This is a genomic window from Neoluteolibacter marinus, assembly GCF_014904755.1.
GTDB classification, from domain to species: Bacteria; Verrucomicrobiota; Verrucomicrobiia; order Verrucomicrobiales; family Akkermansiaceae; genus Haloferula; species Haloferula marina.
On record NZ_JACZFQ010000047.1, the window covers coordinates 1 to 14,877 of the forward strand.

Consider the following 14,877-nt stretch of genomic DNA (forward strand, 5'->3'; position numbering starts at 1 on the left):
CTTTGCCCCTGCATCCCCCGAATTTTCATGTTGTTCCCGGCATCGCCCCGAACCTTTCCCCTCGTTTTCCTGCTGGCCGCCGGCCCGTTGCTGGCGGACGCGCCCGACGCCGTCGTCACGTTCAACGAGATCCACTACAACCCGGCGCTCGGGCAGGACGGCGAATGGATCGAGCTGCACAACCAGATGGCGGTGAATGTCGACCTCTCCGGATGGTCGCTCGCCGATGGCATCTCTTATGACTTTCCGGCCGGGACCGTGATCGCCGGTGGTGGCTACCTCACCATCGCGAAGCTTCCGGGTCACGCGTCGTTGGCGGGCGTTCCCGGTGTGCTGGGACCCTTCGATGGCAACCTTTCGAACAGTGGCGAAACCATCGATCTGGTCAGTTCGTCCGGCCGGCTGATGGACCGGCTCGAGTATGGCGATCACGGCGAGTGGCCGGTGGAGGCCGACGGGGCGGGCGCCTCGTTGGCCAAGCGTCAACCCGGCTTGGCGGCGGCCGATCCCGCGAACTGGCGTGCAAGCCTCGGGCAGGGGGGCACCCCGTCCGGGATCAATTTCATGCCGGCGAACCAGCCGGTCGTCCATGCGCTCGCCGACCCCGGGGACACCTGGCGCTACCGCGACGGCACCCTTGCCCCTGCCGGTACGTGGATGAACCCATCTTACAACGATGGAGGGTGGAGCGAGGGGTCGGGTCCCTTCGCCTCGCCTTCGGTGACGTCGAGCCTGGGGGTCACCTCGGATCTGGTCGTGCGCTTCCGGGCAGGGGACGTCACCGGCGTCGCCGACGGTGGCACTTTCAGTCCCTGGCTCGACTCTGCCACCGGTGACGGGGTTTCCCAGGACGCGGCTGCGGGCAGCAATCCCCAGCTGGAGATGAATGCCACGCCTTCCGGAGAAGCGGCGGTGGACTTTGATGGCAACGATCAGTTTCGTACTTCCGCGACGCCGGGGATCAGCCCGACCTCGGGCTTCGTTTACTTCGTCGTCTGTCGCGCCAATGCCACACCGGACAGCGGGGGTGTTGGCGACGGTAGCGGCGATTACATCTTCGACCGCGACGCGGTGGTCGATAGTCCGCTGGTCTCGCTCAAGGCGGTGAACGGCCGCTACGGCTTTCAGAAACGCTTCGACAACAACACCGGGCTCGGCGGGCCGGTTTCCACCACGTCGATTTCGACCAGCCAATTCCAGATCGTCGCGGTGCGGCGCAATCCCTCGCTGAGCCGCTTCGAGATCTGGGTCGACGGGGTCATGGAAGGAACCGCGACGGACAGCGGGGCGAACCTGACCCCGCAGCCGATCGTCGTCGGACGCCATCACTCGGAGTCGACCGGCGGCTTCAACGGCGACATCGCCGAGTTGTTGATCTACCGCAACGAGCTGAGCGATGCCGATTTCCAATCGGTCGGCGCCTATCTCGAGGGCCGCTATGGCCTCGACACCGCCTTTCCCGACACCACGGCTCGGACCGAACTTTCGGCCAATGCGTCCACCGCCTATTTCAGGAAGTCCTTCACCTATTCCGGCGATCCGGCGCGGACGACGCTGGAACTGAAGCGATCCATCGCCGACGGGGCGGTCTTCTATCTCAACGGAACGGAGATTCTCCGCGACAACCTGCCGGCCGGTACGCCCGGGCATTCGACTTCGGCGCTGTCCGGTGTGGATCCTCCTTTGCAGCAAGGATTCCAGGAGGTTCCTTCTGCCGCACTGGTCAATGGTACCAACGTGCTCGCCGTGTCCGTGCATACCGGGGCATCCGACGACAGTGCCTATTTCTCCGCCGGGCTGAGGGCCTTGGAGATGCTTCCGGATCCCGACCTGCCCCCCGCGCTGGAGATCAACGAGATCGCGGGGTCGAGCGAATCTCCGTTCTTCATCGAGGTCGTCAACCCGACGGCCGGGCCGTCATCGACCGATGGTTTCACCCTTGGCATCGCTGCTGCGGCCGGCTCTTCGCTGCCGTCGGCGGTCATCCCGCCCGGGGGAGTACTTCATTTCACCGAGGAGCAACTCGGCTTCCGGCCGGCCGCAGGTGACAAGGTGGTGCTCCGGTCGCCGGGCGGGGATCCAGTGGACGCTCAGCTCGCCGACGCGGTCGCGCGCGGCCGCTCGGAGGCGTGGCCGGAGCGCTGGCTTGCCGTCTCGACATCGACGCCGGGAAGCGCGAACGCATTCGCGCTCCAGCAGGACATCGTCATCAACGAGATCTGCTACCACCCGCCGGAGGTCAGTCCGCAAAGTTCCGACCGGCAATGGATCGAGTTGTTCAACCGCGGGGCGTCGGCGGTGGATGTCGGCGGCTGGAGTTTCGCATCGGGAATCGGGTTCACCTTTCCCCTCGGCACCACGATCGCGCCCGGTGGCTATCTCGTCGTGGCGAAGGATCCGGCGAATTTGACCGTCGAGCCCGGAGTGTTGGTGCTTGGGCCTTGGTCGGGGAATCTCGCGGGAAGTGGGGAGAAGATCGCGCTGCTGGATTCCTTTGGCAACCCGGCGGACGAGGTCGGTTACCTGGATGGCGGTCGCTGGCCGGGTGGCGCGGATGGCAAGGGATCTTCGCTCGAGTTGCGTGACGCGCGGGCCGACAACTCGTTGCCGGAATCCTGGACCGCCAGTGACGAAAGCGCGCGGCGAAGCTGGCAGAACTGCAGCTACCGCGCCACCGCGGCCTCCAGCACCGGGCCGGACGGCCAGTGGCGGGAGTTTATTTTCGGCCTGCTGGACAGCGGCGATGTCCTGATCGATGACATCGAGGTCATCGAGAATCCCGACAGTTCGGCGGTGGCGATGATTTCCAACGGCGACTTCGAATCCGGCCTGTCGGGTTGGCGCTTCCTCGGCAACCACCGCCATGCGGAACTTGTTCCGGATCCGGACAGCCCGGGCAACACGGTGCTTCATCTCAGCGCCCGCGGACCGACCGAGCACATGCACAACCACGTCGAGACCACGCTCGCCGGGGGGCGGTCGGTGGTGAACGGGCGGGAATACGAGGTCCGCTTCCGGGCGCGCTGGCTCGGCGGGTCGAACCGCCTCAATACCCGCCTCTATTTCAATCGCGTCGCACGGACCACCGAGCTCATGCGAAGCGATGCACCCGGGACGCCGGGTGTCGCCAATTCGACTTCGGTTCCGAACCTGGGTCCGGTCTTCCATGCATTCACGCACGTGCCCGCCGTGCCGGCGCCGGGCGAAGCCGTGACGGTGACGGCCCATGTTTCCGATCCGGACGGACTCGGGCCCTTGGTGCTCCATTACTCGCTCAACGGTGCATCCTTCATCTCGCTGGCGATGGCTCCCGACGCTTCGGGATCCACTTTCAGCGCCGCCATTCCCGGGCAGGGAGCGGCCGACGTGGTCCGGTTTCATGTCGAGGCCTCGGACGGGGCACCGGCACCGGCAGTCTCGTACTTTCCCGCCGGGGGGGCGGCGTCGCATGCCCTCTATCAGGTGGATGACGGTCTCGCCGCCACCAACGGGCTGCAGAACGTCCGCATCGTCATGGATCCGGCCGACGAAAACTTGCTCTACCAGACCAACAACCTGATGAGCAACGAGCGCCTTGGCTGCACGGTGATCTACGGTGAACGGGAGATCTACTACGACGTCGGGGTCCGGTTGAAGAGCAGCCAGCGCGGCCGTCCTTCCGCGGCGCGGGTGGGATTCAACCTTGGCTTCAACGACGACCAGCTTTTCCGCGGCGTTCACAAGACCGTGGCGATCGACCGCTCGGATGGCCAGGTTACCGGATGCCAGGAGATCCTCTACGATCACATGATGTATGCCAGCGGTGGTGTGCCGGCGGAGTACAACGACCTCTGCCAGGTCATCGCGCCGGACCCCGCCCACACCAGCCACGCGATCCTGCAGATGGCCCGCTTCAACGATGTCTTACTCGATTCCCAGTTCGAAAACGGCAGCGACGGCACCGCCTATGAGTATGAGTTGATCTACTACCCGCTGACAACCGATGCCAACGGTTACAAGCTGCCCCAGCCGGACGATGTGGTCGGGGTCGACCTGACCAACCTCGGCAACGACAAGGAAAGCTACCGATGGAACTTCCTGCTCGAGAACAACGAGGACGTCGACGACTACTCCCGGCTGATCGCGCTGGCGCAGCATTTCGACAAAACGGGAGCAGCCTTCGAGGACGGCTTGGACGACATCCTCGACATCGACCAGTGGCTCCGTGCCACTGCCTACGCATGCGCCAGCGGGGCGGGGGACTCCTTCTTCGACAACTCGAACCACAACGGGATCTTCTACGCCCGGCCCGACGGTCGCATGCTGTTTTTTCCGCACGACATGGACTATGCATTCAGCACCAATCGATCGATTTTCGAGAACTCGGAGCTGCAGAAGCTGATCGTGAACCCGGTTAGGAAGCGGGCCTACCTCGGTCACCTGCACGAGATCTGCACCACGGTTTTCAACACCTCCTACATGTCCTCCTGGGCCGCCCACTATGGCAGCCTCTTGCCGGGCGAGGACTTCGCGGGTCACCTGAGCTACATCGGCAACCGGTCGAACTTCATCCTCTCGTCGATCAACGGCTCGATCCCACCGGTCGCATTCGCGATCACCACCAACGGTGGTGCGAACTTCTCGACCTCCGCCAGTCCGGTGATCCTGGAAGGACAGGGCTGGATCGATATCAAAGGCATCCGGCTTGCCGGATCGGCCCTGCCCTTGGAAGTGACCTGGACCTCGCAGTCGACCTGGCAGATTGCCGTGCCGCTCGCGGCCGGGCCCAACGTGATTTCACTGGAGGCCGTCGACGGGACCGGTGCGACGCTCGGAACGGACGGGATCACGGTGACGAACACCGGCGGCATCGAGCCGCCCGACTCCTCCACCCTGGTCGTGTCGGAGATCTACTACAACCCTCCGGGAAGCGACGAGGCGACCGAGTATGTCGAGCTGATGAATGTCTCCGCCTCGGTGACCCTCGACCTCAGCAACGTGACCTTCAGCAGCGGGATCACCGCGACATTCCCCGGCGGGACCTTGCTCGCGCCGGGTGGGCGGATCCTGGTGGTCAAGGACAGCTTGGCCTTCGAGTCGAAGTTCGGACCCGGCCGGCCGGTGGCCGCGATCTTCCCCAACAGCCTGGACAATGCCGGAGAGTTACTGGAGTTGCGGCGTGCCGACGGGGGAGTCATCCAGTCGTTCACCTACGACGATGCCCCGCCGTGGCCGGTCGAGGCCGACGGCGATGGCTACTCGCTGGTGCTGGTGGATCCCTTCGGCCAACCGGATCACAACAGTCCGCTAAGCTGGCGGGCGAGCAGAGTCGCCGACGGGGGAACCCCGGGCCTTGCGGACACGGAGTCCTACGCGAGCTGGAAAGCGGCGAACGGGAACCACGGTGACGACGAGGATCTCGATGGCGACGGGTTCACCACGCGCGAGGAATACTTCCTGGGCGGCGATCCCCAGGTCCGGGAGCAGGACCTGAGGCCCACCTTCCAGATGGAACCCGATGGCAGCTTCCTCATGTCCGTCACGCGTCGTGCGGCGGCCGAGGGCGCAAGCGTGATCGTGGAAGTATCGGACGACATGACGGAGTGGACCGTGGATCCGGCGGCGGTGCTGGCCGGGAATGCCAGGTTGGGGGGAATTCCCGAGAAGGACCGCCTGACCTTCCGGGTCGTTCCGCCCGCGAACGCGTCCCGCCACTTCGCGCGCTTCGCGTTCGGGAACTGATGAAGGGCAAGTCCCCGAGGCACGCGCCACGGGGGAGTTGACATTCAAGGATGCGGACAATCGACGCATGGCAGGACGCACCCCTTTTCGGCTTGTTACTTGGTGGGGCGTGGCATAGGTGCCAGAGAACGTTTTGTATTCCGGTGGAAGGGGGGCGATGGCAGCCCCTGCTTTCGTCGGGAAACATCTCCCTCCCCACGGTCATGCCCAGCGCACCCCCGGTTGTCCTGTGTTTCCAGGCCGGACGCGGATTCGTCCGCGCTTCCCGTTGCCGCTGCAGCCCCCTCACCAAACCTTGCCGGCCATGAAAAGGTGTCTCGCTGTCGGATGGTGGTGCCTCGCGTTGGCTGGCGTCGCTCCGGGTGAAGACGCCAAGGTGCTCGAGGTCGAGAACATCGTGCAGTCGGCCAAGGGGGCGCAGGGGACATGGGCTGCCGCCGCCAAAGAGCAGGTTTTGTCGGTCGGCGACCGCATCCGGACCCGGCAGCGGAGCCGGGCCACCTTGCGCCTGACCGATCTCTACACGATGCGGCTGGAGCAGTTCACCACGGTCGAGATCACCCCGGGCTTGTTCGACGAGTCGAAGGCGAGGCTGGGGGTGGGAGGCGGGTCGGCCTTCATCTTCAGCCGCGAGAAGAACGGCGAGATCGACATCAAGACCCCCGCGGCCAATGGCGCCATGCGCGGCACCCAGCTCCACGTCGAGGTCGCCGCCGACGGGACTTCGCGCTTCCAGGTGCTGGAGGGCCAAGTCGAACTGGAGAACGCGCAAGGAAAGCTGCTGCTGGGCGCGGGGGAAGCCGGTGAGGCAGCCCCGGGCCGGGCACCCGTGCGGACCGCGGTGATCGAGGCGACGAACCTGTTGCAATGGGCTCTCTACTATCCGGCCGTACTGGATCCGGAGGAATTGGGAATGTCCGCTTCCGGGCGCAAGGCAGCGGCGAAGTCTCTGGCGGCGTACCGGGAGGGCGACCTCCTGGCAGCGATGGAAGCCTACCCGGTCGATGCCCCCGCAGGACGGGGTGACCGCCTCTACCGGGCGGCGGTGTTGCTGGCGGTCGGTCGCCTCGACGAGGCCGGGCCGGCCTTGGCGGGTGTGCCGGCGGGCGACCCCGGCCGCCGCGCGATCGAGCGGATGGTTGCCGCCGTGAAGTATCAGGAACGCGAACCGTGGCCCGACGGGAACCTGGGCACCGCCGGCGAAGCCATCGCGGAAAGTTACTACCGCCAGTCGCGGTCGGACCTGGCCGGGGCGCGGGATGGGGCAAGGATTGCAACGGAGAAGGCACCGCAAAACGGCTACGCCTGGACCCGTCTCGCGGAGCTCGAGTTTTCGTTCGGCCGCACGCGGGAGGCCCGCGAGGCGCTGGCCGCGGGACTCGGCTTCACGCCGCGCAATGCCCGTGCCCACGCGCTGCAGGGATTCATCCTCAGCGCGGAGAACCGGATCGACGACGCCCGCGGGTCGTTCGAGGAAGCAGTCCGGCTCGACGGGTCGCTGGGCAACGCCTGGCTCGGCCTGGGGCTGACAAAGACCCGCAAGGGTGACCTGGCCGGAGGGCGCGCGGACCTGCAGACGGCCGCGACGGTCGAACCGACGGTGTCGATCTTCCACAGCTATCTCGGCAAGGCGCTCAGCATGGAAGGCCGGCCGGTGGAGGCCCGCAAGGACCTCGATCTCGCCCGGCAGCTCGATCCGAACGACCCGACGCCCTGGTTGTATTCGGCCCTCGAGCTGCAGCAGGGGAACCGCATCAACGAGTCGATCGCCGACCTCGAGCGCTCGATCGACCTCAATGACAACCGCCGAGTCTACCGGTCGAAGTTCCTGCTCGACCAGGACCGGGCGGTGCGAGGCGCGAACCTGGCCCGGATCTATCAGGCGGCGGGGATGCAGGAGGTCGCGGTCCGCGAGGCCACCTTCGCGGTGGAAAACGACTACACCAACCCCTCGGCCCACCTGTTCCTCGCCAACTCGTTCGACGCCCTGCGCGATCCCAAGCGCATCAATCTCCGCTACGAGACCCCCTGGTTCAACGAGCTGTTGCTGGCCAACCTGCTGGGACCGGTGGGCGGCGGGCCCTTGTCGCAGTTCGTCTCGCAGCAGGAGTATTCCAAGTTGCTCGAGTCCGACGGGCTCGGCGGCAGCATCATCAGTGAGCTGCGCAGCGACGGCGAGTCGCGGACCGCCGCCTCCTTGTTCGGGAGTTCGGGCAATTTCGAGTTCGGGATCGATGCCTACTACGGCTACGACAACGGCGACCGGCCGAACTCAGAATCGTCCCTCCAGGAGTTGTACGGACAGTTCAAGTGGCAGGTGACCCCGGACGACACCTTCTATTTCCTGGGGAAATGGCAGGACCAGCACTCCGGCGACAATTTCGAGACCTACGACAACCGTCCGCTTGAGCCGGGCCTCGACTTCAACGAGAACCAGGAGCCCGGACTCTTGCTGGCGGGCTGGAACCACCGCTGGGCTCCGGGGTCCAACACCTTGTTCCTCGGGGGCAGGCTCAGCGCGGAGCAGGTCCTGCGCAACCCGGCGGCGACCCAGCTCCTGGTCGAGCGCGATGCCGACGGACTGCGGCCCGGATTCATCGAGAACAACGGCGGCATCGACGGGTTCACCGACCCGTCGTTGAATGGATCGGTCGGGATCGGTCCCGACGGCGAGTCGCTGGTCTACTCCGGCGACCTGTTGCGGGCGATCCAGCCCTACCTCGGCCGCGGCGACGTGCAGAGCGTCTCGGGGGCTCCCTTCGCGTTCCAGTCGAGACGCGACTTCGAGATCGATACCGCGGAGTTGCAGCACATCCTGCAGACCGATCGCAATCTCCTGATCGCCGGCGCCCGCTGGCAGTCGGGGACCTTCGAAACCGACACGCTCATGTACGCGGAGCGGCCGAACTTCACCGGCGGCTTCTCCACGCCCGCGGTGAAGCAGCACACGTCGGTCGATTTCCAGCGGATGAGCCTCTACGCCTACGACTATTGGGACGTTCTTCCTTGCCTGACCCTGATCGGCGGCGCGGCTTGGGATCACATCGAGCATCCCGACAATTTCCGCAATCCGCCTGCCAACAACCTCCAGCGCGACGACGAGGAGTTTTCCGGGAAGATTGGGTTCTCCTACACGCCGTCGCGGCGGTTCAGGCTGCGCGGTGTCTACACCGAGGGCCTTGGCGGCGTGACTTACGACGAAAGCGTTCGCCTTGAACCGGTCCAGCTCGCCGGATTCAACCAAGCCTATCGAACCGTCATTTCGGAATCGATCGCCGGATCGGTGGAGGCGCCTGAGTTCCGGATCTGGGGGCTCAGCGCGGACGGCAGCCTGTCCACCCGGACCTGGTGGGGCGCGGCGGTGAACGTGATCGAGCAGGAGGTCGACCGCACCCGGGGGATCTTCACCGGCTACGACACCGGCGTTTTCCCGTCGACGCCGGCTTATTTCGCCGACGGCACGCCGGAGCACCTCGACTATCGCGAGCAATCGCTTTCGCTGTATCTCAACCAGCTGCTCGGGAACCAGTTTTCGGTCGGTGCCGGCTTGCGGCTCACCCGCTCGGAGCTGGAGACCGTCTTGCCTGAACTGCCGGTGGCGGTCGCCCCCTTCGCCCGGGTGAAGGACGAGGCGACGTTGACCGAAGTGATGTTCAACGCGAACTGGAATTCGCCCTGCGGATTCTTCGCCCGGGTGGAGGCCAACTACTATTCGCAGGACCTCGAGGACGACCCCTCGCGGCTGCCGCTGCGATCGGGCGACTCTTTCTGGCAGTTCAATGCGCTCGCCGGTTATCGCTTCAACCAGAACCAATGTGAGATCACCGCCGGGGTTCTTAACATCGGTGACACGGACTACCGGCTGAGCGCGCTTAACCCGCGGTCGGAGATCGTCCGCGACCGCACCGCGGTGATCCGGATCCGCTACAGCTTCTAACAAGCCTGGTGACGATGCCCGACCAGCAGGCCCGGTTGAAGGGGACGTGGATGACCGAGGGGCGCACGCGTTTGATGACGGCGCTGGTGGGAGTGGCGCTCACCCTCCTGGCCGGCCTCCTCTGTCTGTTCCGGCTCGGCGGATCGATCCGGACGCTCAGCTACGACATTCCCTTCCGCTATCACCACGCGGCCGCAGCGGACGACGTTTGCATCGTCTACATCGACGAGCTCGACGGCCGGTTCGTGGACCGGCGGGCGCAGGCGAAGCTGCTCGATGCCTTGAACGCATCCGGGGCGCGGGCCGTGGTCTACGACCTGATCTTCGACCGGGCCTCGGAAGAGCCCGAGGTCGACCGCGAATTTGCCGCGGCGATCTTGCGGTTCCGCGGGGTGGACGAAAACTGGCAGCCGGTGGAGGGCTTGCCCCGCCGGCAGGTCCTGCTGGCCTGCGGCCGCCAGACGATCAAGCAGACCGGAGTCAGCGGCGAACAACTGATTCCCCCGACCGACGAACTGCTCGCCGCCGCGGACGACTTCGGGTTGGTCACCTTGATTCATGACAAGCGCTTCACTGTCCGTGAGCTCACGACCGGCAGCCGCGACGAGGCGACCATGACGTGGAAGGCGGCGGTCGGTCTCGGGGCGCCGCTGGAGGAGGGGGAACGGCTCCGCCAGCGCTGGCTCAACTACGCCGGGCCGCCCGATCCCGATCATCCGGCGATCCGCTCGCTGAGTGCTTCCGATCTTTTGATCGCCCCGGCTCCGGCGCTGCTCCGAGACAAGGTGGTCGTGGTCGGTGCCAAGCCGGGCATCGTCGGCGCGGCGGCGGGCCTCGACCTGTTCTCGACGCCCTACCATCGCTTCGACATCCGCGGCGAATTGCCGCTGACGAGCGGCGTCGAGATCCAGGCGACCGGATTGGCCAACCTGCTCCACGGGGACTGGCTGGTCCGTTCTGAACCGCGCCACGACCGGTGGCTGGTCGTGGCCGCGGGGCTGCTCGCGGGCGTCGCCTTCACCCGGCTCCGGCCGCTTCACGGCTTGGCGGTCGCGATCCTCGGCATCCTGCTGATGGCGGGGCTCGGGATCTGGACGATGCATGCCATGCGGCTGTGGTTTCCGTGGAGCGTGGTCGCCTTCGTGCAGATCCCGGTGGCATTCGTGTGGGGAACCGCCGCGCATTTCTACGTCGAGCGCTTCTTCCGGGTGAAACTCAGCGAGGAGCAACGGCAGCTTCGCGAGGCCTTCGCCAAATACGTCTCGCCGGAAATGCTCGACCAGCTCAAGGCGCAGGGCTTCCGGATGAAAACCGGGGGCGAGAAGGTCGAGGCCGCGGTGGTCTTCACCGACCTGGCGAACTTCACCGACATGTGCGAGCGCGTCGGCGATCCCGAGAAGATCGTCGCCACGCTCAACGACTATTTCGAGCGGACCACCTGCCATATCTTCGATCACGACGGGGTGGTCATCAAATTCATCGGCGACGCGATCCTGGCGGTGTGGGGCGCGCCACTCCCGGAGCCCGATGCCGCGCTCAAGGCGGCTCGCGCCGCGTGGAAGCTTTCCCGCGATGCCAGCCTGGACATCCACGGGACCACCCTCGGCACCCGCATCGGGGTTCACTTCGGCGAGCTGGTGGCCGGCAATATCGGCAGCTCGCGGCGCGTCGATTACACCCTGATCGGCGATCCCGTGAACCTCGCCGCGCGGCTGGAGTCACTCAACAAGATGCTGGGGACGAAGATCTTGGTCAGCGGTGAGGTCCGCGAGCGGATCGGTGACGAGTTCCACACCCGGATGGTAGGTTGGTTCAAGGTCAAGGGTCGCCGCGAGGCCACCGTCATCCACGAGCTTCTGGGACAGAGCGCCGACGGCCCGCGGCCGGGGTGGGTCGGCACGTACGACCAGGCCCAGGCCGCCCTCCAGGCGAACGACCCGGGCCGGGCGCGCGAGTTGTTCCAGCAGGTCGTCGCGGAGAGACACGGCGAGGACGGATCCAGCCGGTTCTTCCTCCAGCGCTTGGATTCGGGCGATCCCGTTCGCGACGGATATGTTGAGATGACGGAAAAGTAAGTTTATGTTAATGATTGGGAATCAGTGATTTGGAGCTTGTAAGACAGGTGCATTGAGGGAAAGTCGCGTGTTTCATGTTGGGCGCTTGGATCTCGCCGGAGATCCCGGAGTCCGGCTGCTTCCCCCCTCACAAGAAAACGGCCTCCCCCGCGCCGATGAAGGCACCACTCCCGCTTCCGACGATTCGATCCCTGGATCGGTCCGCCGCGCCGCCATTCCCGCCATCAAGACCGGCGAAGGCGAGTCGCATGATGCTCGACCCTGAGACCTCCCGCCCGGGATCGGTTCAGGGTTTCCCGGTGAATGCCCGACATCACCCGTCCCTTGGGCGCGGCCATTGATCCCCCGTATCTCGCCATGCGCGGCCTCAAGATACTCATCGCCATCGTTGCCCTGCTAACCGTGGCTTGGTTCGGAAGCAGGACATCAAGGGACAGCCCTGCGTCTGCGCTTGCTCCGGCCGGAGATGACACTTCCCTCGCGAGTCCTCAAGGCGACCCGGACCATTCGACGGGAGATGCCTTGGAAAGCGCATTCCTGGCGCTCGCGGATGCCACCGACGCGTCCAAGGTCCGAAGTGACCTGAAGTCGCTCCGCACGGCACTCGACGAGCTGCCGCGGGAAGAAGCGGTCGAACTCATCCGCGGATTCCTCGGCCACGGTGATGATCGCAGCACCGGGTTGGAGTTCGAGATCGGGCGCGACGGTTCGGTAGTGGGCTGGCCGAGTTTCCGGACCTTTCTGCTCGATGCGCTTTACTCCATCGATCCCGCCGCCGCCGCCGCGGTGGGGCGGGAGGTTCTCGCCACGGCGACCACCGCGGACGAGTGGGCGCTTTGCTTGCGCAATGTCGCGCGCGGGGAATCACCGGAGGACGCGGGTTTTCTCCGTGCGAAGACCGAAGAGCTGATCACTCACCCGGCTTGGCAGGCGGATCCATCGATCGGCTATCTCAACGCCTTTGACGTGCTGGTCGAGATCGAGGCGACCGAAAGCACGCCGCTGATTTCCCGACTGATCCAGCGCAAGGATCGCCGCGATCTCGCCCACGCCGGATTCCTCACCCTTGACCGCTTGGTCCAGCGCCAGCCGGTGGACGTGCTGTCGCGGCTTTCGTCGGACCGGAACCTGCAGGAGAGCCGTCCGGAGATGGTCGCCCAGCAGTTTGCCCGCGCGGACCTGAGGGATCCCGCCCAGCAGGCGTTGGTGAAAGAGTGGCTGCTCGACCCCGCCCGCACGCCGACCGAGTTGCGGGCATTCTCCGGGGTCTACCCGAACAACAACCGCTTCGTCTCGAACAACCTCCTCACCACGGAGTCGGCCTTGCCTGGCGACGAGCTTGCCGCCCATGACCGCGATGCGCTGCGGGTGATCTCCGGCTGGACCGATGATCCGGCCTTCCTCCCGGTTCGGGATCATCTCCTCGCGATGGTGTCGCGGCTCGATGGCTTTGTTGGCACCCGCGACGGCAATTCACCCCCAAACGATTAGCGCCATGGCCCGACCCTCCCCGATCCGTGTCAAAGGTGTGTATCCGTCCAAAGCTTGTTGGACGGCAATTCTCGCCATCCTGATCTTGTTGCGAGGGCCGGCGGTCGCGGAGGAAGCGACGCAGTTCAACTGGGCTGATGCCGTTCCGGGCGACTGGAGCGATGCGGCCAAATGGGTCAACGACCAGACCGACGGCACCGCGCCGCTGGCGTCGGGTTCAGCCACCTACACCATCGGATTCGAGGTGCCCGGATCCTTCACGGCGACCCAGAACCTGAATGCCGGCTTCCTGCTGAACGTGCTCCACCTCGGCGGGTCGGAACTGACCCTGGCGGGCAGCGGACTCCAGTTCGCGACCCATGGCGCCGCGCTGCCGCGGATCGAGCAGGATGGCGCAGCCGCGGTTGCGGTGCAGACGCCGCTCAGCCTGCAGTCGGACCTGACCTTTGGCGGCACGGGCGCGGGACCGGTGACGATTTCCGGCGCGGTCACCGGCAATGGCGGCCTAACGATGGCGGGCAGCGGCGATCTCTTCCTGACCGGTGCCAACAGCTATCGAGGTGCGACCACGGTGACATCCGGGGTCCTTCATCTCGCCCAGGCCAACACCGGAAACGAAAAGTCCGTGGTGACCATCGAGGCGGGCGCGGTGCTCGATCTCGGTTTTGCCGGGGCCGACACGGTGGCCTCGCTGGTGGTCGCCGGCAGCCCGATGCCGGACGGACTTTACGACGCCTCGAACAGCAGCGGGGCGATCACCGGCAGCGGTGGTCTCCTCGTCGTCACCCCGCCGCCATCGTCGAATGCGACCCTCGCCAGCCTCAGCGTCGGTTCCACGAACCTTTCCCCGGCTTTCAATCCCCTCACCGGCAACTATTCGACCACCGTCGCCAACACGGTCACCACCGTCACCGTGACGCCGACGGTGGCGGGCGTGGGTGCTATGGTGACGGTCAATGGCGCTTCCGTCGTCTCGGGCAGTGCCAGCAATCCGATCGCACTGGCGGTCGGGCCGAACCTGATCACGACCTTGGTCCGCGCCGAGGACGGCGTGACCACCCGGACTTACACCGTCAATGTCAGCCGCGCCTCGGCGGCGGTGGTGGCGACCACCCCCGCGGTGGTCATCGATGCCTCCCGGGCGACCCTCAACGGCACGGTCAACCCGAACGGGGTTTCGACGGTTTATTTCGAATACGGGACCTCGCCCGCGTTTGGCAGCCGGACGCCTGACCGGGATGTTTCGGGCAATACCACGCGCACTTTCGCGGCCAGCATCGCCGGTCTGGAAGGCGCCACGGCCTATCATTTCCGCGCGGTTCTCACCAATGCGGCGGGCACGATTTACGGAAGCCCGCTCCAGTTCACCACCCCGCCGAATCCGCCGGTTGCGGCGACCGGAGCCCCGTCGGTCGTGACGGCCTCCTCCGCCACCCTGATCGGCGCGGTGAATCCGAACGGCGTGAAAGCGTCGGCTTATTTCGAGTTCGGCCTGACCACGGCTTACGGCCAGTCAACGGCGGTGCAGTCGATTCCCGCCGGCTTCGGCATCGTCGGCATCCAGGCGCCGAACGTGGCATTGATCCCCAATGCGACCTACCACTACCGGCTCGTGGCGAGCAACTCGGCCGGCAGCGCTGCCGGCGACGATGT

General features: G+C 65.8%; 5 protein-coding genes. All 5 read left to right on the plus strand.

Annotation, left to right across the window (positions count from 1 at the left end; translation table 11 throughout):
• The first annotated feature begins 27 nt into the window (after positions 1-27).
• The gene (locus IG178_RS10815; RefSeq protein WP_193212562.1) at positions 28-5,721 is read left to right on the plus strand and encodes a lamin tail domain-containing protein; all 5,694 of its coding nucleotides are present in this window, start codon (positions 28-30) and stop codon (positions 5,719-5,721) included.
• A gap of 304 nt (positions 5,722-6,025) precedes the next feature.
• Entirely contained in the window at positions 6,026-9,658 is a 3,633-nt protein-coding gene (locus tag IG178_RS10820; protein WP_193212563.1) for a TonB-dependent receptor domain-containing protein, read from the plus strand.
• A gap of 14 nt (positions 9,659-9,672) precedes the next feature.
• Positions 9,673-11,733 (plus strand): adenylate/guanylate cyclase domain-containing protein, encoded by a 2,061-nt coding sequence (locus IG178_RS10825; RefSeq protein WP_193212564.1) that lies wholly within the window; start codon positions 9,673-9,675, stop codon positions 11,731-11,733.
• 303 nt (positions 11,734-12,036) lie between these two features.
• Complete coding sequence (locus tag IG178_RS10830) at positions 12,037-13,224, plus strand: hypothetical protein (RefSeq protein WP_193212565.1); 1,188 nt, start codon at positions 12,037-12,039, stop codon at positions 13,222-13,224.
• A gap of 4 nt (positions 13,225-13,228) precedes the next feature.
• Positions 13,229-14,877 (plus strand): cadherin-like beta sandwich domain-containing protein (locus IG178_RS10835; protein ID WP_193212566.1); only part of this gene is annotated, 1,649 nt, incomplete at its 3' end.

Excerpts from the sequence above, each read along its gene's own strand:
- IG178_RS10815 (WP_193212562.1), top strand. The coding sequence starts at position 28 with ATGTTGTTCCCGGCATCGCCCCGAACCTTTCCCCTCGTTTTCCTGCTG.
- IG178_RS10820 (WP_193212563.1), top strand. The coding sequence starts at position 6,026 with ATGAAAAGGTGTCTCGCTGTCGGATGGTGGTGCCTCGCGTTGGCTGGC.
- IG178_RS10825 (WP_193212564.1), top strand. The coding sequence starts at position 9,673 with ATGCCCGACCAGCAGGCCCGGTTGAAGGGGACGTGGATGACCGAGGGG.
- IG178_RS10830 (WP_193212565.1), top strand. The coding sequence starts at position 12,037 with ATGCCCGACATCACCCGTCCCTTGGGCGCGGCCATTGATCCCCCGTAT.